The organism is Corynebacterium crudilactis (assembly GCF_001643015.1).
GTDB classification, from domain to species: domain Bacteria; phylum Actinomycetota; class Actinomycetes; order Mycobacteriales; family Mycobacteriaceae; genus Corynebacterium; species Corynebacterium crudilactis.
Window position 1 is genome coordinate 1,390,714 of record NZ_CP015622.1, and the last position, 23,632, is coordinate 1,414,345.

The following is a 23,632-nucleotide window of genomic DNA, read 5'->3' on the forward strand; positions in this document are numbered from 1 at the left end:
CAGGGCCCCTGTCATAAGTATTTGGGAAGGTCACATGAGCGAGAATTACAGCAAGATTGTCGTTGGCACTGATGGATCCAAGTCATCCCTTTTGGCGGTTGAACGGGCTGCACGGATCGCTGCGGCTTTTGATGCCACCTTGATCATCGGATGTGCGTATTACGAAAGCAAGGAAGATGCTTCTAAGACTTTGCGTCAGGATTCTGTGACCATCCTTGGCGATGATCCTGCTCGTGAGAACCTGGAAAAGGCATCTGACGCTGCACGTGCAGTTGGCGCAAACTCCATTGAAACTGAAGTTCGTTCAGGCACCCCAGTTGAAGCACTGATGGCGATCGTTAATGATCACCAGGCAGACCTTCTCGTTGTGGGTAACCGTGGTATCAACTCCCTGACCGGCCGTTTGCTGGGATCCGTTCCTGCAGATGTCGCGCGCCAGTCTGATTGTGATGTCATGATTGTGCACACAGTGAGCTAAATATTCTCGCATAAAACCGGTGTTTTCCTCCTAATGTGGAGGGTGGCGCCGGTTTTTGGGTTTAAGGGGTGCTATTTATCGGTTATTTTTCAGATATTGGGTTCTCTAAGTAGTAAAACCAAACGACAGTGCCCACAGTAGGGAAAAATTTGATCCGTGGGCATCTGTGACCGGTTTCTAGACTTCGAAACCAAACCAGGCTGCCCAGGAAGTCTAAAAGTCGGTGTCGTGGGCACTGTCGTTTGGTCCAGTGGAAAATCCTACCCAAACCCCAGAAAAAGTGACCTCTCAGAATCGCTTTTAAGCGCCTGGTAAGACTTAACCCATATAAATACTCATTCTAAAAACTTAAGGCTTCAAACAGGAACGTATGCCCTTGGGATCCGAGAAAGTACGGAAATTTAGATTAATCGGCGTGCTGCTTATCAAATTCCTCTTGGGCGTGAAGTATCTGCTCTAGTTCCTGTTCCACAGTGTTAATTAAGGTGAGAAGTGGTTCAGCGATCTTATTCCCGAGCGGTGTAAGTGAATAATCAACGTGTGGGGGAATGGCGCTATGCATTGTTCGGGTAGCCATTCCGTCTCGTTCTAATTGTGCAAGAGTCTGGGATAGCATTCGATCACTAATGCCATCTACTTTTCGCCTCAACTCAGCAAAACGCATGGGGGTGTCACTTAATTTCAGCGCAACCATAGTGAGGCCACCCCAACGGCTAGTGACATGGTGCAATGCGCCGCGTGATGAACATGCGGAAGAGAAAACATTTGCGGGGAGCTTTGCAGGGGAAGTGGACATGGTTTCTTATCTTATCCCCAACATTGATCTAACAAAAGTATTGTACTTACTTTTAGTTAGTGCTATCTTCGAGTTGTACCGCAAACAACACGAGTGGAGTAAAAATGCGTATTGCAGTAACTGGAGCAACCGGATCTTTGGGTGGATTTGTCATTGACAATCTTTTGGAGAAGGGAATTGCCGCATCTGACATCGTGGCAATTGTTCGAAATGAAGAAAAGGCGGCAGAGCTCAAAGCACGTGGCATTACTCTTGGTGTTGCATCTTATGAAGACCAAGCAGCATTGACCTCTGCACTTGACGGTGTAGATCGTTTGGTATTGGTTTCCGGTAGCGAGGTGGGGCAGCGCATTGCACAGCACACTAATATCATTAGTGCAGCTAAGGCTGCCGGCGTAAAATTCATTGCGTACACAAGCTTGCTCAACATTGAGACTTCGGAGCTTGCACTTGCTCCAGAACATGTGGCAACTGAAAAGCTGCTTGCAGAAAGCGGACTTGATCACGCTTTGCTTCGTAATGGTTGGTACTGGGAAAACTATGAAGCATCAATTGGTGCGGCCAAGGCAACTGGCAAGTTCTTTGGAGCGGCTGCCGGAGCTCGTGTCTCAGGTGCTGCGCGTAAGGATTTTGCAGAAGCTGCAGCGGTTGTTATTACCAGTGAAAACCAGGCAGGCAAGGTATATGAGCTCGCTGGTGCTCCTGCGTTGACCTATCCAGAAATCGCGCACGCAATTGCTGAGGTTATTGGCGTGGAAGTTGAATACGCTGATCTTTCAGTGGAGGAGTACCAAAAGGTCCTGGAAGGAGCTGGAGTTCCAGCAGATTTCGCAGGACTACTTGCTGGTATGGATCCAATTATTGCTCAGGGTGCGCTGTATTCTGAGAGCACTGACCTGCAGGATCTCATTGGTCGTCCAAGCACCTCATTTGTTGAGGCACTTGGTTAAAGATCTCCAATGATGGTGAGACTCTGCGTTGCACGGGTTACTGCAACGTAGAGATCTTGCAGACCCTGCGGGGATTCTTCGATAATTCCTGCAGGATCTAGCACGATGACATGGTCAAATTCTAGGCCCTTGATATCATCCACTACATAGAAATTATCTCTATGGTGTTCATATGAGGAGATCACAGCAACTGTTCGCCGTGGATCTTCTTCGGTTAAGCGCTGGATAACCTCATCCACATCGGCATCGATGGGCAACTGCAGCACCTCACGGCCAGATTCTCGAATAGCCATCGCCGGCGCGATGTTTGGATTGATGTCTTCCAGCAGCTTATTGGCCACAGTCATGATCTCGGCGGGGGTGCGATAATTGACGGTGAGTTCGTGGTGCCTGAAACGCTTTTCGACGAAAGGCCACAGGGACTCTGCCCAATCATCAACACCGGCTGGTGAACCAGTTTGAGCAATATCTCCAACTAGTGTCATCCACCGAGACGGACTGCGTCGAAAGACCATGCGCCATTCCATCGGACTGAGTTCTTGGGCTTCGTCAACAATGACATGCCCATAAGCCCACTTGTGATCTGCTTGGGCACGTTGCGCAGTCGTGCGATTATCTGTCACGGTTTGACGCTGCGCGAGTGTTTCAGCATCGATGACGTCGAAAGCGGAGAGAACTTCGGCTTCGATGTCATCATCAATATCGGAAGACTGTGAAGAACTGAGAACATCGAGCACTTCCTGCGCATCCTCAATTTGTTCACGCCACTTGGCATCTGCTTTTTCGCGTGCTTCTTCGGGATCAGGAAGCCCGACGAGTAGTGCTAATTCATCTAAAAGTGCTGCATCTGTTGGTGCCCACGGATCGAGCTCACCACGCAGTAGAGAAGATCTAGTTTCTTCGTCATATCCCGCAGCAGCTACATCTATGCGTTCTTCTGAGGTGAGGAGGTCGTACAGGACATCTTGAGGCCGCAGCTCCGGCCAAAAATCGTCGATGATGGTCAGTAGGGCCGCGTCGTCAAGTAAATCATCATGAAGCTGATCGATATCGGCTGCGGAGAGCAGATTTTTGCCCCCCAGTGGATCAGCGCCGATGATCTGCGCCATTTGGTGGGCGAGTTGTTCTATCAAATGCTCGCGGAAAATGGGGCGAGCCATATTATGCGGTTGTCGAGCCCGGCGTGCACGCGTGCGAGATTTGGCGACGGTTTTTTCATCGATGGAAATCTCAATGCCATCGACAGTGATAAAGATTGTTCGTTCAGGAGTGACCTGGTACGCCTTCACTGCCTCGGCAAGGATATTGGCCATCTCTTCGCTGCCTTTAATTTCCCGGGTCAAAGCGCTTTCTTTGCCTGTTGGTTCAATTCCAGGAAAGAGCTCTCCGATAGTAGAGAGGACCACGCCGGTTTCACCAAGCTCAGGCAAAACGTGGGAAATATATTCCAAAAATGTCTTATTTGGACCAATGATGAGGACACCAGTTTTAGCCAGCTGATCACGCCATGTGTACAGCAAATAAGCCACGCGGTGCAGTGCAACAGCAGTTTTGCCAGTTCCAGGTCCGCCTTGAACCACCATGACGCCACGGGTGGTATCACGGATAATTTCATCTTGCTCTCGCTGAATTGTCTCAACAATATTGCGCATATGGCCACTGCGGGCCTGCTCAAGAGCTTGATGGAGCACAGATTCGGAACCGACACCACCTTGTTCGAGAGCTTCGGAAGAATTGCCGGACAGCACTTCATCATCGACGCCAGTGACAACACGGCCGCGCGTGCGGATGTGGCGGCGCATGTGCACGCCTTCAGGTGAGACCGTGGTGGCCAGATAAAAAGGCCTGGCCATCGGGGAACGCCAATCCAGCAACAGGGTGCGATAGTTGTCTTCTCGCACATCTAGACCCATGCGTCCGATATAGCGACGATCTAATCCGGGGTGACCTACGACAGGGTTTTCGGCATCTTCTGCCACGGACTCCACATCGATACGACCAAAAACCAATCCAAGTTGGGCAAGATTTAGTCGGTCCAGCTTCTGGTTAAGTCCGTGGTATTCGGTCTCACGACGAACCAAAGCTTCTGGATCGGGATTGTATGGATCGACGTCTTTCATAACCTCTGCGAGGCGTTGATTAGACCTGGTTACTTCATCGTCAAGGCGACCAAAAAGTACATCAACATAAGCCTGTTCCTGGCTGATTGCGATGGCGGGAGCGTTGTGGATATCTGATCCTGACTCAGAATTCCTGGTGGTGGTCACTCCGGGAGGCCTCCTATTTCCTGATGTGGTGCAAGTGTGAAGAGTGTTTTAGCTGGAATAGATACAACACTTAAGAGCTATCAATCATTCCAGATGCCATATGAACCCGGACGAAAGGGTGAAAAACCGCCACGCTGTCCCATGGAGAAATGGGCAACGTGGCGGAAAAGGTTTCACGTAAAAAGATGGACTTAGCTGTTGAACTGCTTCAATTTATCCTGAGCTCGTCCGATTGCTTTGTCAGCCTGCTTTTGTAGCTTGTCGTAATTCTTGGTGGCTTTCTTCTGCGTACGGCCGGTGGTTTCTTCTGCAACCTGCAAGGCAAAGTTTGCCTTGTCTTGTGCTTTTCCAGCTGCCTTCACTGCAGACTTACGAGCAGTCTTAGCATTGGCCTGTGCTGATTCTAGCCACTCACCGCTGGTTTCTTCGAGGTAAGAAGAAGCCTTGTGCGCATAGTCGCTGACAGAGTCAGCTACTTTGTGAGCGGTATCGGTAGCGCTCTTGATCCAGTCATCTTTATTCTCGCCAACAAAATCCTGTGCGGTGTGCGCGTACTCCGTCACCTTTTCAGAGGTATCAGAGAACCAATCAGTAGCTTTGTCCCCAAATTTTTCTGTTTCAGATTTGGTTGGCAGTGCTTGCTGAAGCTGCTTCTTGCTGCGCTTTGCAGCGTTGGTGGCGCGCCACTTCACACCTGGCTTACCTTCAGTGTCGGCAGAAGTGATGAACAGGCCGCCTAGAAGAGCAATGTTGGTGAGGAATCCATTGCGACGATTACGCTTTTCCTCTGCATCTTGGGTTTCCCAGAACGCATTTCGGGCCAAGATAGTTGGGATAGTCAGGATGGCCAGGGTAGCAGCGGAGGTACGTGGTGCACGCCCGATTGCTAGAAGTGAACCTGCGCCAACCTTGGTTCCGCCAATGGCTCGAGCGACAAGTGCTGGATCCTTAGAAATGAGCTTTGCGTACTTACGGGGAAGGACATAACGAATGCGATCCAGAACGAGCTGCGTGCCTTCGACGTGCGCGCTGGTATTCAATACTATTTCTGCGCCATCAGCGATGTAGAACGATGCAAGCATTGGTCGAGCAAGTTTACGGATCATTATGGTGATGCTCCAATCAAAATACTGTTGTCCAGCTTAAGGTGGCTGAATATGCCAACTGGATCGATTTCAGATTTTTCTCCTCAATCGATGGTACCTAGGTAATGGGCTATGCGTTGGCTGCTTGGACTCTTTTAAAGGAAATTTTCAGGAAATTACCTGGAAGGAGTGCAGCTATTGACAAGTTGGTTGGCAAGGTGTGTTCTACCAACGTCGTTCCCACCAAATTTCAAGCTGTGGACGCTCTGCGCCGAGGGTAGTGTTGGTGCCGTGACCTGGCCAAACAATGGAATCATCAGAGTAGATGTCAAAGACGCGTTCTTTGGCATCGTTGAATAGTCGAACAAAGTCGCCTTCGCTGCTTGTTTTTCCTAAACCGCCGGGGAATAAGCTGTCACCCACGAAAAGGTGAGTTTTCCCATCAATTTCAGCGGTGAGCATCGCGCCACCTGGAGTATGTCCACGAAGAATGCTGATAGGGAATACATATCCTTCGAATTCGATTGAATCTCCATGATGCAGTTCCACATCGACTGCCGCAGGTAGTGCGGGAACTTCTAGGAAAGGCGCATAGTGAGTTGCACCAGTTGCCTGGAGAATTTCCGGCAGTGCACGAACGTGATCTGCGTGGCGGTGAGTGGTGAGGATCTTGGTGATGGTGACGCCGGCATCTTCGGCTAGTTTGAGTAGAGCAGGTGCGTCATCTGCTGCGTCGATGAGTAAACCGTTTCCATTAGCCGCCAAAAGGTAGCAATTATTGTCCATTTGGGACACGGAAATATGGTGCAGAGTGAGATCGTTAGTCATAGGATTCAGACTAGCGGAAACACCTTGTTCGATGCTATGTTCGAAGTTGTATTGAGGATATCTAACCCGATTATTGAAGGGCAGTTGAGCAGTGGCTGATCGGCTAGTAGTGCGCGGAGCGCGTGAACACAACCTTAAAGGTGTGGATATTGACCTGCCACGTGACTCGATGGTGGTGTTCACCGGATTGTCTGGCTCAGGTAAATCATCCCTGGCATTTGACACTATTTTTGCCGAAGGTCAGCGTCGATACGTCGAATCACTGTCAAGTTATGCCCGCATGTTTTTGGGCCAGATGGATAAACCGGATGTTGATTTAATCGATGGATTATCACCAGCTGTCTCCATTGATCAAAAATCAACTAACCGTAATCCGCGTTCTACGGTGGGCACTATCACGGAGGTCTATGATTACCTTCGCTTGTTGTACGCCCGCGCGGGAACAGCACACTGCCCAGTCTGTGACGCTCCTGTGCAACGGCAGACACCACAGCAGATGGTTGATCAGATCTTGGAGATGGAAGAAGGGCTGAAATTCCAAATCTTGGCGCCAGTGGTGCGTACTCGAAAAGGTGAATTTGTTGATCTTTTTGCAGATCTAGCATCCCAAGGCTATTCCCGTGTCCGGGTCGATGGGGAAGTGCATCAGCTCTCTGATCCACCTAAGCTGGAAAAACAAATTAAGCATGATATTGATGTCGTGGTTGATCGTTTGCAGGTTAAGGCAACCCAGAAGCAACGCCTGACTGATTCCATTGAAACTGCCCTGCGTTTGGCTGATGGCGTGGCAGTGCTGGAATTTGTGGGGCTTGCTGAAGATGATCCCAATAGGCTCCGCCGATTCTCTGAAAAGATGAGCTGCCCTAATGGCCATGCACTATCTGTAGATGAGCTGGAACCTCGTGCATTTTCTTTCAACTCGCCATATGGTGCTTGCCCTGCGTGTGATGGCTTGGGCGTGCGCACTGAAGTTGATATTGATCTGATCATCCCAGATCCAGATGCGCCAGTAACAAAAGCTGTGCAGCCATGGAACTCTAGCCCTAATCACTCTTATTTCGAGAAGTTAATTGAAGGCCTTGCCAAGGCTTTAGATTTTGATCCAGAAACGCCTTATAGCACGCTGACTGCCGCGCAGAAGAAGGCATTAGTTTATGGCTCTAAAGAAGAAGTAAGTGTTCGCTATAAGAATAGGTATGGCCGCGTTCGTTCATGGACGGCTCCTTTTGAGGGAGTCATGGGGTATTTTGATCGAAAATTGGAACAGACTGATTCTGAAACCCAAAAAGATCGCCTGCTGGGCTACACCCGTGAAGTGCACTGCAAAACCTGTAAAGGTGCTCGTCTCAAGCCGGAAATTTTGGCGGTTCGCCTAGATTCTGGCAGCCATGGAGCACTGTCTATTGCCGGATTAACAGCCCTGTCTGTACATGAAGCTTTCGAATTTTTGGATAACCTCACCCTGGGTAAGCGCGAAGAAATGATTGCGGGTGCCGTACTGAGGGAGATTCACGCTCGCCTCAAGTTCCTACTTGATGTGGGTCTTGCGTACCTCACCCTGGATCGTGCTGCTGGCACGCTCTCAGGCGGTGAAGCTCAGCGCATCCGCCTAGCAACCCAGATTGGTTCCGGTCTAGCTGGTGTGCTTTATGTCCTTGATGAGCCTTCAATTGGCTTGCATCAACGAGATAACCAACGCTTGATTACCACTCTCGAGCACCTTCGAGATATCGGAAATACCTTGATCGTTGTTGAACACGATGAAGATACAATCAGGCGCGCTGATTGGCTTGTTGATATCGGGCCACGTGCTGGTGAATTCGGTGGAGAAGTAGTCTACCAGGGTGAACCGCAGGGAATCCTGGACTGCGAGGAATCCCTGACAGGTGCTTATCTCTCGGGGCGTCGTACACTCGGAGTTCCAGATAACCGACGTGAGATTGATACTGATCGACAACTCAAGGTCGTTGGAGCACGAGAAAATAACCTCCAAGGAATTGATGTAAAAATTCCACTCGGAGTGTTGTGCTGCATCACTGGTGTGTCCGGTTCAGGTAAATCCACGCTGGTAAACCAGATTTTGGCAAAGGTACTGGCTAATAAGCTGAACCGCGCTCGTCAGGTGCCTGGACGCGCAAAACGTGTCGAAGGTCTTGAACACTTGGACAAATTAGTTCAGGTAGATCAATCGCCAATTGGTCGAACCCCCCGGTCAAACCCGGCAACATATACCGGCGTTTTTGATAAAGTCCGTGCCTTGTTCGCAGAGACCACAGAAGCGAAGGTACGTGGCTATAAGCCCGGCCGTTTTTCTTTCAATATCAAGGGCGGACGCTGTGAAGCATGCCAGGGCGATGGCACCTTGAAAATTGAAATGAATTTCCTCCCAGATGTGTATGTGCCATGTGAAGTATGTGATGGACAGCGCTACAACCGTGAAACCCTTGAAGTGAAATACAAGGGGAAAAATATCGCTGAAGTGTTGAATATGCCGATTTCTGAGGCAGCAGACTTCTTTGAGCCCATCACATCAATTCACCGTTACTTGGCAACGCTTGTTGATGTTGGTCTTGGTTATGTGCGTTTGGGTCAAGCTGCAACGACCCTGTCTGGCGGTGAAGCTCAGCGCGTGAAGCTTGCAGCTGAGCTACAAAAACGCTCCAACGGACGCACCATTTACATCTTGGATGAGCCCACTACTGGTTTGCACTTTGAGGATATTCGCAAGCTCATGATGGTGATCCAGGGCCTAGTGGATAAGGGTAACTCTGTGATCATCATCGAACATAACCTTGATGTGATCAAGGCTGCCGATTGGATTGTCGATATGGGTCCTGAAGGTGGATCCGGAGGCGGAACCGTGGTGGCAGAAGGAACTCCTGAACAAGTCGCCGAGGTTAAGGGATCCTACACCGGTCAGTATCTTAAAGAGTTACTGTAGGAAGCCTTAGCCAGGAAGCCTTAAAGCAGTGAAGCTGTTAGCTTAAAGCTCCACTGCTTTAAGGCTTAGTTTGTTTCAGCGACGTGATCCTGAGCCTCAGTCACGGAACCCGGTTGCTCTTGAGCGATGGCATGTTCTGCCACATGATGTTCAGAGGTGCGGCGGCCACGCATAGCCGCGATAGTGAGTAGTGCAATACCAGACAAGAGGAAGGCGATGGCGCGGGGAACTCCTGAAAGCGCTACTAAATCGAAGAAGACCAACTTGACGGTGCCGGCAACTGCTAGGCCAACGCCAGTCCATAGGGCTCCGGGGGCATTGAGAAGCTTTCGATTAAGCATGAGTGCTGCAGCAATAACCATCCAGAGGATAGATACAGTGGCGTGTCCGATGAGGAAGCCCAGCATCATGCCTGCATTGCCGGCGATGAGATTGCCCATAAACGTTGTGATAGTCACGATGGCAATGGCAGATAGCGTGAGAAGTGTTAGCCCGACCAGGATTTGGAGCCAGAGTTTGTGTCCATAGAAGTTGCGTCGGGCTTGTACGGTTGCTGCGATAAACACGAGGATTAGTAGTGCTTGAATCAGCGCTGGCATATCGGTGAGCCATAGTGGGGAAACGCTCACTACATTGCGGAGCAGTACGCCAGCCATTGCAACGGCTGCTATAAGCCAGGCAACCCATGGCACAACTCCTAGTTGACGTTCTGCAGGAATTGTTCGAAGCCAGATAAAGAGTGCAGCACCTACGGCGAAGAATCCAATGACGAATTCCGGTTTGGTAGGTAGTTCGTAATAGAACAGTTGGACAAAAGTGCCAGCTACAAGCGCAAGGCCAACCACGGAGGTAAGGCGGGCGATGCGCTGTGTTTCCACAGCTGAAGCATCGGTGGAGTAGAGGGCGATAAATCCGAGTATGGCCATTCCTGCCACGACTGGTATTGCTAGCCATGGCAAAGCCATGAAGGCAAAAATGTTGGTTGTGAACACCAAGATTAATGCTGGGGCGACAATGCCTGACCAGGTGGATACAGGGTTGGTTTCGAATCCTCGCCAGTACTCTGCAATCGCAATTTCTTTACGGTTGAGTGCGGTGATTTTGAGGGGATCCCACAAGGTGAGCGCGATAAGTAGTAGTGCTCCGATGACGCCTGTGAGTGCTGCCGGCCAGGAGTAAAATTGCCATGCTCCATTGAGAATGAACTGGAGGAGCACAGCGAATACCGCGATGGTTCCACGGATGATATTGGTGGAGATGCGGTAGGACATGAGCAATGCGGCGATGACAGACAGGATCGGCCACCAGGCTTGTTCCGTGATTGCAAAGAGCAATGTTGAGATACCTGAGACAATGATGGCGCCCACAAAGACTGCGTGGCCTTCTTTAATTGCTCTCTCGGTTTTAGAGAGACTCCACAGCCGGCCCAGCATCAAGAACGCTAGATTTCCGATAAGGATCGCGAGGGAGCCAAGACCAGGCGGCCACCAATCAAGAATAAATATGATGGCGCTGGTGGTAGCGATAAAAGTAATCTGGGCGGTCACTGTCAAAGCGACGATAGCTTCGGTCCGTGTTCCGCGTTTGCGAACATAGGAAGCCGCGGTAGTAAAAGCGATCGCAAGGAGATATGCGCCAATTACTCGGCCGAGCGGTCCCAGCCAACCACGCTGGATTGCCACGGAGACAAGCAAAATCACACCGGCCACAGTGATGATGCCACCGCCGATGGCAACGCCACGCATGATCTTTTCCTCTGAGGTCATCGGCGGCTTTGCCGGACGAGCCGGTCTGACCGGGCGCGGGTAGGCAGGTGCTTGCGCAGATCGCTTATCGACGCCTAACGGCCAGCCTGCACTCGCGGGATCTAAAGTGCGGTGGCGTACATAGCGAGGAATGCGATTACTGCGTGCCTCTATTAACAGCGAAGGCCGTGCCGATGACGTTGCATACGTTAATGGTTCGACGAGCCTTGGCTCGGCAGCGGCGTTGATCGTGGAAGGGGCGGGGGCCGCGTCGATAAGCGGAGTTGTGTGGCTGTCTAAGCGGGCAACGAGATCTTTAATATCGTTGCTCGCAGAGGCCATAGCTGTGGCCGATGCAGAAAGCTTTTCCAGTGCGGAGTGGAGAGCCATTCTGTCTGAAGGGTTCAGGTCCATATGCATAAGGTTATGTTGGTGGGAGCGCTTATACAGCTGGAATATCCCAGTGAAGCGAATTTGTTATACAGATGCACTGCTTTGATGGCGTATGAGCAGCAGTTTTGTGTTTCATTGGGGAGGGTGTTAGAGTTTATGGCACTACCGCCCGACATTTAGTTTTCTAGATGTGGGTCGCAAGAGGAGATCTTCCCACCTAAGGCCGCCAATTAATTTTGGTTGGATACAGGTAAAGCAAGTAGTGATGACACGGAACTAGTGCCCGTGGATAACTCTTGAAAGTCAGATCTCCCGTTCACCCTTTTAGGTGAACGGGTTTTTGGTCTGCATAGGGGCAATCATCTTAAGTGGTTCGGTACGTCAAATTTTCCCGCACTGCAAACAGAGGAGTCCACATCAGCGCTGAAGCTCGCATTAATGAGCGCATCCGAGTTCCCGAGGTCCGTCTAGTCGGACCTAACGGTGAGCAGGTTGGCATTGTTCGTATTGAAGATGCCCGCAAGCTCGCTTTCGACGCAGACCTAGACCTGGTCGAGGTCGCACCCAACGCCAAACCTCCGGTCTGCAAGATCATGGACTACGGAAAGTTCAAGTACGAAGCGGCCCAAAAGGCTCGTGAGTCACGCAAGAATCAGCAGCAGACCGTGGTCAAGGAGCAAAAGCTTCGTCCCAAGATCGATGATCATGATTATGAGACGAAGAAGAGCAACGTGATCCGCTTCCTTGAGAAGGGATCAAAGGTCAAGGTTACGATCATGTTCCGTGGTCGTGAGCAAGCCCGCCCAGAGCTTGGCTACAGACTCCTTGAGCGCTTGGCAAACGATGTCGTAGACTTCGGCATCGTGGAAACTCGCGCAAAGCAGGACGGACGAAACATGACAATGGTTCTCGGTCCGGTGCGCAAGGGCAAGAAATAATCACGAATAGGGTTTAAGGACAACTTTCATGAAGAACAAGACCCACAAGGGCACCGCAAAGCGCGTTAAGGTGACTGGTTCCGGCAAGCTCGTTCGCGAGCAGGCTAACCGCCGCCACCTTCTCGAAGGCAAGGCATCCACCCGCACCCGTCGCCTGAAGGGCATCGTTGAGGTTGACAAGGCCGACACCAAGCGCATGAAGCGCCTGCTCGGCAAGGCTTAGTTTAAAACCTTCGCCTAAACCCCTCCACCTTTCAAGTCAAGATTTAAGGAAGTACCACCGTGGCACGTGTCAAGCGGTCAGTCAACGCCAAGAAGAAGCGTCGCGAAATTCTAAAGTCCGCAAAGGGCTACCGCGGCCAGCGCTCACGCCTTTACCGTAAGGCTAAGGAGCAGTGGCTGCACTCCATGACTTACTCTTACCGCGATCGTCGCGCCCGTAAGAGCGAGTTCCGTAAGCTATGGATCCAGCGTATCAACGCTGGTGCCCGTATGAACGGCATCACTTACAACCGTCTCATCCAGGGCCTGCGCCTTGCTGAGATCGAAGTTGACCGTAAGATCCTTGCTGATCTCGCAGTCAATGACTTCGCAACCTTCTCCGCAATTTGCGAAGCTGCTAAGGCTGCACTTCCTGAGGACGTTAACGCTCCAAAGGCTGCTTAAGCTTAAAGCACTTTAAAGACCTGTATTCTGTCACCTTCGTGGTGGCGGGGGACAGGTCTTTTTCTGTTTTTAAGGTACTTAAGCACAAAAGAAACCCGCTGTACTAGCAAGCTAGTACAGCGGGGTTTCTCAATTTTACAGGTTTTTAACCTGTTTTCTGATCCCTACCGTATTTTGGCAGTAAGCATATTATCAATGTACTAGGAAATCTGTGCTTCAACTATCCAATGTTTTTGTACGGTCTGATTCGCACGGTTCTTTCTGATTCCATGATTACGCGCGCAATAATATATAGCCAGGTAGGGGAATTTCAAGGAAAAAGTTCTTCAAAAGGACAGTGTTCACCTAATGGTCATTTCTTTTATGTGGGAAGTTTTCCTCTAGCTCCAACAATTCAATTGAAAAACACTGATAGGACATTTTGCCCGCATAATATTTCTGCTCGTGTCCACATTAATCGCAGAACCAGAGGTGGATAAGCTACGCAAAAAGGCCAAGAGATCACGGCGGACTGAATGGTGGCTTGCCGCTGCACTTCTAGCTCCTAACTTGCTTCTTTTGGCAATTTTTACGTACCGACCACTGTTAGATAACTTCCGGTTGTCTTTTTTCAACTGGAATATTTCTTCACCCAACTCAACTTTCATCGGGCTGGATAATTACATCGAGTTTTTCACTCGAGATGACACAGTCCAAGTAGTGCTCAACACTCTCATCTTCACGGCATGCGCTGTGATTGGATCGATGGTGCTCGGCTTGCTGCTGGCCATGCTTTTGGATCAGAAGCTGTTTGGCCGTAACTTTGTTCGTTCTATGGTTTTCGCACCGTTTGTTATTTCTGGTGCTGCCATTGGTGTTGCTTTTCAGTTCGTCTTTGATCCAAATTTTGGTTTGGTTCAGGATTTACTAGGCAAGATTGGTGTAGATTCACCGCAGTTCTATCAAAGTCCTGGTTGGGCTTTGTTCATGGTGACCTTTACTTTTGTGTGGAAGAACCTTGGATATGCCTTCGTTATTTATCTTGCTGCTCTGCAGGGATTGAATAAGGATTTGGCGGAGGCCGCAGCGGTAGATGGCGCAAATGCGTGGACACGATTTTGGAAGGTTACTTTTCCACAGCTGCGCCCAACTACATTCTTCCTGTCGATTACTGTCACGCTGAACTCTGTGCAGGTCTTCGACATCATTCACACCATGACTCGTGGTGGCCCGTTAGGAAATGGCACGACCACGTTGGTCTACCAGGTCTATACCGAAACCTTCACTAACTATCGTGCGGGATACGGCGCGACGGTCGCAACGATTCTCTTCTTGTTGCTGCTCATTATCACCGTTATCCAAGTCCGCTATATGGATAAGGAGAACAAGCAGAAATGATCGGAACAGATAAAAACATTTTAGTGAAGATCATGGGCTATGTTGGCATGATTGCTGCCATCTTGTTCATTGGTCTACCACTGGTGTTTATCATTTTGACCAGTTTTAAGCAGCAGTCTGAGATTTACACTCAGCCAGTAACGTGGTTTCCTTCGGAATTTAACTTTGACAATTACATCAATGTTTTTGAGAGGGTTCCGTTCTTAGATTACTTCCGGAACTCCATCATCATCACAATTGTATTGTGCATTCTGAAGATTATCCTCGGTGTTATTTCCGCATATGCATTGTCGATTTTGCGTTTCCCAGGACGTAACCTCGTGTTCTTGTTGGTGATTTCTGCGCTGATGGTGCCATCAGAAGTAACCGTTATTTCTAACTACGCATTGGTTAGCCAGCTTGGATGGCGTGATACGTATCAGGGCATCATCATTCCACTGGCAGGCATTGCTTTTGGCACCTTCCTCATGCGAAATCACTTCATGTCGATTCCATCAGAACTTATCGAAGCAGCTCGCATGGATCACTGCGGACACTTCCGACTCCTCTGGCAAGTATTGCTTCCTATCTCCATGCCCACGTTGGTCGCGTTCTCCATGATCACTGTGGTCAACGAATGGAATCAGTATCTCTGGCCTTTCCTCATGGCAGAAACTTCAAATTCAGCAACTCTGCCAATTGGTTTGACCATGCTTCAAAACAATGAAGGTGTTTCCAACTGGGGACCTGTTATGGCGGCAACAATCATGACTATGCTGCCAGTGCTTGTGATGTTCTTGGCACTGCAGCAGTACATGATCAAGGGCCTTATCTCTGGCGCCGTCAAGGGATAAAACTTCCCCAACACGCGGCTCCACAAAGGCTTCAACAAGAAGCCTTCACACACTTTAAGCTTCTCTCAACTTTTAAAAGGATTGAAAATGGCTCAGATTTCTCGTCGTTACTTCCTGGCTGCAGCTTCTGTTGCAAGTGCAGGCGTTACTTTGGCTGCATGTGCAGGCACTGGCGGAAGCACTTCTTCCTCTTCTAATTCAGGTGCTGAAGGTGACACCAACACCATCGTCTGGTGGTCTAACCACCCAGCGAACTCCAAGGATGTCGAGCTGGAGTTGATCTCCCGCTTTGAGGCGGAAAACCCAGATCTTAAGGTTCAGCTGGTAGATGCAGGCGCAAACTACGCTGAGGTTTCTCAGAAGTTCAATGCTGCGCTGTCCGGTGGAGACCTTCCTGACCTCGTGGTGTTGTCTGATACCGAGTGGTTCAACTTCGCTATCAATGGTGCAACTGCAAATATTGATGAGCTGGCAAAGCGCAACAACATTGATACCTCTAGCTACGTTGACTCCCTGTTCAATGACTACTCCCACGATGGTGGACATTACGGTCTACCATTTGCTCGCTCCACCGTCCTGTTCTACTACAACAAGGATCTATGGGCTAAGGCTGGCCTTGAAGATCGTGGACCTAACTCTTGGGAAGAATTCACCGAGTGGGGACCAAAGCTGCAGGAAGCAATGGGCAGCGGTTTCGCACACGGTTGGGGAGATGCAACCAGCTACCTTTCTTGGACTTTCGAAGGCCCAATGTGGTCCATGGGCGGAAACTACTCTGAAGGTTGGGAGTCCCGCCTGACTACTCCTGAGACCATCCGCACTGTTGAATGGTTGAAGTCCACTGTTGATGATGGTTACGCAACCATTTCCACCGATGTCACCAACGAGTTTGTCACTGGCCTTATCGGTTCTTGCATCCAGTCCACTGGTGATCTTTCCTCTGTTTCCGGTGCTGCAACCTTCGATTGGGGTGTGGCAGCAATGCCTAACCCAACCGGCGAAGGTGCTTGCCCAACCGGTGGTGCAGGTCTAGGTATCCCAGCTGGTATTTCTGAGCAGCGCCAGGACAATGCCATTAAGTTCGTTGATTTCCTTACCAATGCGAAGAACACCGGTTTCTGGTCCCGCGAGACCGGCTATGTTCCAGTGCGTAAGGATGCAGCCGAAGATGCAGATCACGCAGCATTCCTGAAGGAAAACCCTGCTTACAACGTTGCTGTTGAGCAGCTTCCAGATACTCGTTCCCAGGATAACTTCCGCGTGCTCCTGCCAAATGGTGACCGCACCATTGGTGATGCACTAGAGAAGATTTGCCTGACCGGTGCAGATATTGATGTCACGCTTGCAGAAGTTGAAGAGAAGCTCAACACCATCTACACCCGCGACATCAAGTCACTGATCTAAGTTTTCTTTCACAACTTTTAAGGAGGCCGTGACATGGCGTCAATCGTCTTTGAAAACGTCACACGTAAATACTCTCCGGGTGCACGCCCGGCCGTCGACAAGCTCAATTTGGAAATCACCGATGGTGAATTCCTTGTGCTTGTGGGTCCATCGGGCTGCGGAAAATCCACATCTTTGCGCATGCTTGCAGGTCTTGAGCCCATCGACGAGGGACGTCTGCTCATCGACGGTAAAGACGCCACTGAACTGCGTCCACAAGACCGTGATATCGCGATGGTTTTCCAGAGCTATGCGTTGTACCCAAATATGACCGTTCGGGACAACATGGGTTTTGCATTGAAGAACCAGAAGATTGCTAAAGCAGAGATCGAGAAGCGTGTTGCTGAGGCTTCTCGTATTCTGCAGCTTGATCCTTACCTTGATCGTAAACCAGCTGCACTGTCTGGTGGTCAGCGCCAGCGTGTGGCCATGGGGCGTGCGATTGTGCGTGAGCCTTCGGTTTTTTGTATGGATGAGCCATTGTCTAACTTGGATGCAAAGCTGCGTGTGTCCACTCGTGCGGAGATCTCTGCTTTGCAGCGCCGCATGGGCGTGACCACGGTATATGTTACCCATGATCAGGTTGAGGCGATGACCATGGGTGATCGTGTGGCTGTGCTGTTGCTTGGTGTACTGCAGCAGGTGGATACGCCACAGAATCTTTATGATTACCCAGCTAATGCGTTCGTTGCCAGCTTCATTGGTTCTCCTTCCATGAATCTCATTGAGGGCACTATCCGTGGCGATAAGGTGGCTTTGGGTACTGGCATTGAGATTGCTGTACCCGATGAAGTAGCAGCGGAAGTGCGCAATAACCCAAGCCATTTTGAAGGCCGTCCGGTGATTGTGGGTGCTCGCCCCGAGCACATGTATCTCACCTCTGAGAATGAAAGTGGCGCCGTCTCAGCTGAGGTCAGCCACATTGATGAGCTGGGTGCAGATTCTATGGTGTACGTCAAGGCTACTGGCGTGAAAAACCCTAATACCGATCTATTGGGTGAAGGCATTCCAGAAGATATGCGCGTAAAAGTCATTAACGCAGCAGACACCGATACTGCACAGCTGGGTGTGCGCGTAGAGCGCCATCATGGCTTGCAGGCTGGCGATAAGGTGCACATTGTTGCGGCACCTAGTGATGTGCACCTTTTCGACGGTCTTGATGGCCGCCGAATCGGAGCATCTGTGTTGGCTCCAGCCCATGAACTGCAGGCTTAGGGCTTTAATTTTTCTACCAGTGCAGCTCGCCAGCAGGGGAGCTTGCTAAAAATCGAGTGGGATCGCTAACAGTGGCGTAATCAACGCCAGCTTGTTGTGCGATCCCAAACGCATTTTCATCCCGAATTGTCCAGCAACCAACCTTGATTCCCTTGGTATGCAGATCAGCAATTGATGCCAGGTTTAGTGCCTTCCATGACGGCAAAATAGCCCCAACGTTCTTCAATGGAATGTGATCGAGAATGCGCAGATCCTCCATGGAAGTATCCCGGAGAATACCCACGCGCGCTTCCGGGAGCCGGTCTACGATTTCTACCAATGCAGCGTCAATGAAGCTGATAAACAGCAGACGCTCCAGGTGTTCTGGATATTTGTGCAAGAGGGTAGCAGCTGCGGGGACAGCGCCTGCCGATTTGATTTCCACCTGGATGGGCAAGGTGGTCTCCAGAAGTACCTCTTCTAGAGTTGGTACGGGGGATCCGTCGATAAGCGTTATTTCTTTGATCTGCTCGGCGCTTAAGCGCGCGACTGGCGTATCGCGGTGAGGTGAACCCGGCGCGGCGACACGCGCTGCGGTGCGGTCGTGGATGACGATGGCGTGGTTATCGGCTGTGGCGTGGATGTCCAGCTCAAATGCATCAGCAGGGGAGGCGGCGCGGAACGCAGCCATGGTGTTTTCTAGGTGCAGATCTTCGGCACCACGGTGGGCAACAATGTGCATATTTTCCTTCATTCTTTTCTCGGGGCTTTTTAAGGATAGGGAGCAAAGTTGACCAGCTGGTTAACTGTTAGTGTTAGGGATATGGCATTGGACTTTACTGAGGCGTTTACCGAACGCACTCCGCGCATTGTTAACGCAGCTAAATTGCATCGCGCAGCACAGCGCAAAAAAGATAAGCGTTTTCTTGTTGAAGGCGAGAATTCTGTTGAAGCGGCAGTAGCAACCGGCGCTGCTACCGACCTTTTTGTTACCGAAGCAGCTGCGGATCGCTTTGAGGCGATCGTTCGCACAGCTGGTTATATGAACGTCTACACCCACGCAATTACAGATAAAGCCGCGAAGCACCTCAGTGATACCGTCACCAGCACAGGCATTTTTGCGCTTTGCGACGACGTCCTGTGGTCAGTCGGCAAGGCGATCACCGGGCAACCACGCCTGGTGAGCGTTCCAGTTGAGACCCGCGAGCCGGGCAATGCTGGCACTCTCATCCGTGTGTCGGATGCAGTTGGTGCTGATGCTGTTATTTTCGCTGGTGAATCTGTCGATCCACTGGGTGCTAAAGCCGTACGTTCTTCCGCTGGTTCCTTATTCCACGTTCCAGTGGCACGCAACAACAATATTTCTGACGTGCTTGGACAGCTGCGCTCCAAGGGTCTGCAGATTCTGGCTACTTCCGCTGATGGTGAAGTAGACCTCGATGATGCGGCAGAACTGCTGTCCAAGCCAACCGCATGGCTTTTCGGCAATGAAGCACACGGTCTTGATGAAAAGCTGCTTGCTCAGGCGGATCACCGAGTGCGTATCCCAATCCGGGGCCGTGCAGAATCACTTAATTTGGCAACAGCAGCATCAATTTGTCTCTACGAATCCTCTAAAGCGCTTTTCGCTGGTGAGTAAACCCTGATTCATGCCCAGCGGGTATGATTGCGGGGTTAGTTGACTTAACAATAAACATGAGGAAAGGGCTGGACTACACGGTGTCCGAAATTCAGTTGACCGAAGCCAGTTTGAACGAAGCGGCTAACGCTGCGATCACGGCTTTCGATGGTGCACAAAACCTTGAGGAACTCGCTGCACTGCGCCGCGATCACCTTGGAGATGCCGCACCTATTCCGCAGGCGCGTCGCTCACTGGGAACTATCCCTAAAGATCAGCGCAAAGATGCGGGCCGCTTTGTCAACATGGCGCTTGGTCGTGCAGAAAAGCACTTTGCCCAGGTGAAAGTTGTATTGGAAGAAAAGCGTAACGCAGAAGTTCTTGAGCTTGAGCGCGTTGACGTCACCGTTCCAACCACCCGTGAGCAGGTCGGTGCACTGCACCCAATCACTATCCTCAACGAGCAGATTGCTGATATTTTCGTGGGCATGGGTTGGGAAGTATCCGAAGGTCCAGAGGTGGAAGCAGAATACTTCAACTTCGATGCGTTGAATTTCCTTCCAGATCACCCAGCTCGTACGTTGCAGGATACTTTCCACATTGCTCCGGAAGGTTCCCGTCAGGTACTGCGTACCCACACCTCCCCAGTTCAGGTGCGCACCATGCTTGATCGTGAAGTCCCTATTTATATTGCCTGCCCTGGTCGTGTGTTCCGCACCGATGAGCTTGATGCAACCCACACCCCGGTCTTCCACCAGATCGAAGGTCTTGCAGTGGACAAGGGCCTGACCATGGCTCACTTGCGTGGCACCTTGGATCATCTGGCTAAAGAGCTTTTCGGTCCAGAGACCAAGACTCGCATGCGCTCGAACTATTTCCCATTCACCGAGCCTTCTGCAGAAGTAGATGTCTGGTTCCCTAACAAAAAGGGCGGCGCTGGCTGGATCGAGTGGGGCGGTTGCGGCATGGTCAACCCAAATGTGCTCCGCTCAGTGGGCGTTGATCCAGAAGAATACTCCGGCTTTGCATTCGGCATGGGCATTGAACGCACCTTGCAGTTCCGCAATGGCTTAAGCGATATGCGCGACATGGTTGAGGGCGATATTCGCTTCACTCTCCCATTCGGTATTCAGGCTTAAAGCATCCCGCACACGATTTATATATAGGAGCTAAATCCACCATGTTGATTGCACAAAACTGGGTCACGGGACTGCTTGGCCACGCAAATGAAGGCTGGAAGGTACCTTCCTCCGACCTGGATTCAGGTTATGTCCGAGTAGGTTTTGAAACTGAAGGTTTCTGGTCCATTCCAGAGACCACCGGCCCGTTGGTTATTGGCCGTGTAGAAACCATCGAAGAGCTCACTGAGTTCAAGAAGCCAATTCGCCACTGTCACGTCAATGTTGGCGATGCCAACGGCACCGGCGAATTGCAGTCCATCGTTTGTGGCGCTCGCAACTTCGCGGAAGGCGACACCGTTGTGGTGTCCCTTCCAGGAGCTGTGCTGCCTGGCGATTTCGCTATTGCAGAACGTGAAACCTATGGACGTATGTCTGCCGGAATGATTTGCTCCGCTGCAGAGCTTGGTTTGGCAGATAAGCAAAACTCCGGAATTATCACCCTTGATCCTTCCTATGGCGAGCCAGGACAGGATGCCCGTCAAGCACTGGGACTTGAAGATACCGTTTTCGATGTTAATGTCACCCCGGACCGTGGCTACGCGCTGTCTGCTCGTGGCTTGACTCGTGAACTGGCTTCCGCATTCGAGCTGTCTTACACCGATATCGCTGCAGAGCCTGCGGTTGCCGGCATTGACGTGAAGGTTCCAGCAGTTGAAGGCTCCTTGATTAACGTTGAGCTGCGTGAAGAGACCAAGGCTGTGCGTTTTGGCCTGCGTAAAGTCTCTGGCATTGATCCAGCTGCGGAAACCCCATTCTGGATGCAGCGTGAACTCATGCTGTCTGGCCAGCGACCAGTCAATGCAGCCACCGATGTCACCAACTACGTCATGGTGCTGCTCGGTCAGCCAATGCATGCTTTCGATGCGGACAAGGTTGCTGGCGATCTCGTTGTTCGCAATGCAACTGCCGGCGAAAAGTTTGAGACCCTTGACCACGTCAAGCGCACCCTGAACGAAGAAGACGTTGTCATCACCGATGACAACGGCATTCAGTCTTTGGCTGGTGTCATGGGCGGAGTGACCTCTGAGATTTCCGATACCACCACTGAGGTGTACTTCGAGGCAGCCACCTGGGACACCATCACCGTTGCGCGCACCTCACGTCGCCACAAGCTCAGCTCTGAGGCTTCTCGACGTTTTGAGCGTGGCGTTGATCCTGCGATTGTCGAAGTTGCTCTTGATATCGCAGCGACCCTCCTCGTTGAGATTGCAGGCGGCACCGTAGCTGCTGGCCGCACTTTGGTCGGCGAGGTCCCAGCAATGCCAGTGATCTCTATGAAGGTCACCCGTCCTTCTGAGCTCGCCGGTGTGGAGTACTCTGCCGAAACTGTGATCAGCCGTTTGGAAGAAGTGGGCTGCACCGTTGTTGCCACTGGTGACATGCTGGAGGTTACTCCTCCAACCTGGCGTGGCGATCTCACCATGTCTGCAGACTTGGTGGAAGAAGTGCTGCGTTTGGAAGGTCTGGAAGCAATTCCAACCATTATCCCAACTGCACCTGCAGGCTGTGGACTTTCTGATGCACAGAAGCGTCGCCGTGCAGTAGGTCATGCATTGGCATACGCGGGTTACGCCGAAATCATCCCGAGCCCATTCGTGGACCCAACTGTTTTTGATGTCTGGGATCTGCCAGCTGATGATGCCCGCCGCAAGACTGTCGGTGTGCTCAACCCTCTCGAGGCAGAGCGCAATGCACTGAGCACCTCCTTGCTTCCTTCCATGCTGGAAGTCGTCAAGCGCAATGTGGCACGTGGGCACAATGATTTCTCCATCTTCGGCCTCCAGCAAGTTGCCTTCGAGCAGGGATCTGGCGTTTCACCAATGCCTTCCGTTGCACAGCGTCCTGAGCAGGATGTTGTTGCAGAACTAATCGGATCGCTTCCAGCACAGCCACTGCATGTGGCAACTGTTGGTACCGGAAACATTGAGTTCGAAGGACCATGGGGCAAGGGTCGTGATTACACCTTTGCCGATGCCATTGAGTCTGCGCGTTCTGTTGCCCGCGCAGCAGGCGTGACCTTGGAGCTGGCCAACGCGGATGCGCTGCCTTGGCACCCAGGTCGCTGCGCGGCATTGCTTGTCGACGGGAAAACCGTTGGTTTTGCCGGCGAACTTCACCCACAGGTACTAGAAAAGTTAGGTCTTCCTGCACGCACCTGCGCAATGGAACTTGACCTTAGTGCATTGCCATTGGTGGAAAACCTTCCTGCACCTGTGCTCTCTGCTTTCCCAGCGTTGCACCAGGACATCGCTTTGGTTGTCGATGAATCCATCCCAGCCGAAGATGTTCGCGCAACAGTAGAAGCTGGCGCTGGCGAACTCATCGAATCCGTTGAACTATTCGATGTCTACCGCTCCGAGCAGCTTGGTGAAAACAAGAAGTCTCTCGCGTTTTCCCTGCGCTTCCGCGCAACTGACCGCACCCTGACTGATGAGGAAGCCAACGAGGCTCGTCTTCAGTCGGCAGAATTGGCTAAGCAGAAATTCAATGCTGAAATGCGTGGCTAGTTCCACATAGTTTTTAGGCGCCTTAGATGGTTAATTCCATCGGAGGCGCCTTTTGCTGTGTTGAGGGCTCTATCACCGACTTCACGTGGTCGACTTCAGTACGATTTTCTAGATTTTCCTAGTGAAGTCGTTGGTGTGAAGTCGAACTCTAAGACTCTGGTTTGCTCTCCGAATCCCGGCTCCCTGTGCTCTCCTTAAGTTCGAGATCGTATACTCGATACCTCGAGCTCAATTTCGTGAAGTTTTTGATGGTTTTCCTAGCAGTATCGAATATATGAAATTGAGTCCAAGGTATTGAGTATGTGAAATCGGTACCGTGATCTCGAATTTCCGAGTTGTGGTGGTGGGGTAGCTGAATAAACACTTAGTTTTTGCTTAAGCACCCAAAATAC

The 23,632-nt window shown here is 51.1% G+C and carries 19 protein-coding genes; 13 read left to right on the forward strand and 6 right to left on the reverse strand.

Going from position 1 to position 23,632, the window contains the following annotated elements:
- The first annotated feature begins 34 nt into the window (after positions 1 to 34).
- Positions 35 to 478 (forward strand): universal stress protein, encoded by a 444-nt coding sequence (locus ccrud_RS06575; protein WP_066565416.1) that lies wholly within the window; start codon positions 35 to 37, stop codon positions 476 to 478.
- 406 nt (positions 479 to 884) lie between these two features.
- On the opposite strand, the gene ccrud_RS06580 is transcribed toward ccrud_RS06575, so the two are convergent.
- Positions 885 to 1,274 carry a winged helix-turn-helix transcriptional regulator gene (locus ccrud_RS06580; RefSeq protein WP_066565418.1) on the reverse strand — a complete coding sequence of 130 codons (390 nt, stop codon included), beginning with the start codon at positions 1,272 to 1,274 and terminating at the stop codon, positions 885 to 887.
- A 104-nt stretch (positions 1,275 to 1,378) separates the two neighbouring features.
- Here ccrud_RS06580 and ccrud_RS06585 point away from each other — a divergent pair, with 104 nt between their 5' ends.
- Positions 1,379 to 2,224 (forward strand): SDR family oxidoreductase, encoded by an 846-nt coding sequence (locus ccrud_RS06585; RefSeq protein ID WP_066565420.1) that lies wholly within the window; start codon positions 1,379 to 1,381, stop codon positions 2,222 to 2,224.
- Here the strand turns inward: ccrud_RS06585 and ccrud_RS06590 are convergent.
- The 3 genes from ccrud_RS06590 to ccrud_RS06600 form a co-directional block, all read right to left on the reverse strand.
- Positions 2,221 to 4,491 (reverse strand): HelD family protein, encoded by a 2,271-nt coding sequence (locus tag ccrud_RS06590; RefSeq protein WP_066565421.1) that lies wholly within the window; start codon positions 4,489 to 4,491, stop codon positions 2,221 to 2,223. The two genes, ccrud_RS06585 and ccrud_RS06590, sit on opposite strands and share 4 nt — an antisense overlap.
- 191 nt (positions 4,492 to 4,682) lie before the next feature.
- Entirely contained in the window at positions 4,683 to 5,597 is a 915-nt protein-coding gene (locus ccrud_RS06595; RefSeq protein ID WP_066565422.1) for a DoxX family protein, read from the reverse strand.
- Positions 5,598 to 5,801: 204 nt separating this feature from the next.
- A complete protein-coding gene (locus ccrud_RS06600) occupies positions 5,802 to 6,404 on the reverse strand; it encodes an MBL fold metallo-hydrolase (protein ID WP_066565423.1) in 603 nt (200 codons plus the stop codon).
- A gap of 91 nt (positions 6,405 to 6,495) precedes the next feature.
- On the opposite strand from ccrud_RS06600, the gene uvrA reads away from it, so the two are divergent.
- Positions 6,496 to 9,345 (forward strand): excinuclease ABC subunit UvrA, encoded by a 2,850-nt coding sequence (gene uvrA / locus ccrud_RS06605; RefSeq protein ID WP_066565428.1) that lies wholly within the window; start codon positions 6,496 to 6,498, stop codon positions 9,343 to 9,345.
- Between the two features lie 65 nt (positions 9,346 to 9,410).
- Here the strand turns inward: uvrA and ccrud_RS06610 are convergent, their stop codons facing one another.
- Entirely contained in the window at positions 9,411 to 11,504 is a 2,094-nt protein-coding gene (locus tag ccrud_RS06610; protein WP_245670390.1) for a DUF2339 domain-containing protein, read from the reverse strand.
- Between the two features lie 347 nt (positions 11,505 to 11,851).
- On the opposite strand from ccrud_RS06610, the gene infC reads away from it, so the two are divergent.
- The 7 genes from infC to ccrud_RS06645 all read left to right on the forward strand — a co-directional run bounded on the left by infC (position 11,852) and on the right by ccrud_RS06645 (position 17,955).
- Entirely contained in the window at positions 11,852 to 12,421 is a 570-nt protein-coding gene (gene infC / locus ccrud_RS06615) for a translation initiation factor IF-3 (RefSeq protein WP_003861579.1), read from the forward strand.
- A gap of 28 nt (positions 12,422 to 12,449) precedes the next feature.
- The gene (gene rpmI / locus ccrud_RS06620; protein ID WP_053544783.1) at positions 12,450 to 12,644 is read left to right on the forward strand and encodes a 50S ribosomal protein L35; all 195 of its coding nucleotides are present in this window, start codon (positions 12,450 to 12,452) and stop codon (positions 12,642 to 12,644) included.
- A gap of 59 nt (positions 12,645 to 12,703) precedes the next feature.
- On the forward strand, positions 12,704 to 13,087 hold the full coding sequence (gene rplT / locus ccrud_RS06625; protein ID WP_066565430.1) for a 50S ribosomal protein L20: 384 nt from the start codon (positions 12,704 to 12,706) through the stop codon (positions 13,085 to 13,087).
- Between the two features lie 444 nt (positions 13,088 to 13,531).
- A complete protein-coding gene (locus tag ccrud_RS06630; protein ID WP_066565433.1) occupies positions 13,532 to 14,464 on the forward strand; it encodes a carbohydrate ABC transporter permease in 933 nt (310 codons plus the stop codon).
- Positions 14,461 to 15,297, forward strand: coding sequence for a carbohydrate ABC transporter permease (locus ccrud_RS06635; protein WP_066565437.1), 837 nt, complete (start codon positions 14,461 to 14,463; stop codon positions 15,295 to 15,297). Before ccrud_RS06630 ends, ccrud_RS06635 begins: the two co-directional genes overlap by 4 nt.
- A gap of 87 nt (positions 15,298 to 15,384) precedes the next feature.
- The gene (locus ccrud_RS06640) at positions 15,385 to 16,701 is read left to right on the forward strand and encodes an ABC transporter substrate-binding protein (protein ID WP_066565438.1); all 1,317 of its coding nucleotides are present in this window, start codon (positions 15,385 to 15,387) and stop codon (positions 16,699 to 16,701) included.
- A gap of 33 nt (positions 16,702 to 16,734) precedes the next feature.
- Positions 16,735 to 17,955, forward strand: coding sequence for an ABC transporter ATP-binding protein (locus ccrud_RS06645; protein WP_066565439.1), 1,221 nt, complete (start codon positions 16,735 to 16,737; stop codon positions 17,953 to 17,955).
- Positions 17,956 to 17,968: 13 nt separating this feature from the next.
- On the opposite strand, the gene ccrud_RS06650 is transcribed toward ccrud_RS06645, so the two are convergent.
- Positions 17,969 to 18,676 (reverse strand): glycerophosphodiester phosphodiesterase, encoded by a 708-nt coding sequence (locus ccrud_RS06650; protein WP_066565442.1) that lies wholly within the window; start codon positions 18,674 to 18,676, stop codon positions 17,969 to 17,971.
- Between the two features lie 81 nt (positions 18,677 to 18,757).
- Here ccrud_RS06650 and ccrud_RS06655 point away from each other — a divergent pair, with 81 nt between their 5' ends.
- The 3 genes from ccrud_RS06655 to pheT are packed head-to-tail and all read left to right on the forward strand — an operon-like array spanning position 18,758 to position 23,240.
- Positions 18,758 to 19,573 carry a TrmH family RNA methyltransferase gene (locus ccrud_RS06655; protein ID WP_066565445.1) on the forward strand — a complete coding sequence of 272 codons (816 nt, stop codon included), beginning with the start codon at positions 18,758 to 18,760 and terminating at the stop codon, positions 19,571 to 19,573.
- A gap of 56 nt (positions 19,574 to 19,629) precedes the next feature.
- On the forward strand, positions 19,630 to 20,691 hold the full coding sequence (pheS, locus tag ccrud_RS06660) for a phenylalanine--tRNA ligase subunit alpha (RefSeq protein WP_211271324.1): 1,062 nt from the start codon (positions 19,630 to 19,632) through the stop codon (positions 20,689 to 20,691).
- A gap of 41 nt (positions 20,692 to 20,732) precedes the next feature.
- Positions 20,733 to 23,240, forward strand: coding sequence for a phenylalanine--tRNA ligase subunit beta (gene pheT, locus ccrud_RS06665; protein WP_066565450.1), 2,508 nt, complete (start codon positions 20,733 to 20,735; stop codon positions 23,238 to 23,240).
- The last annotated feature ends 392 nt before the right edge of the window (positions 23,241 to 23,632 follow it).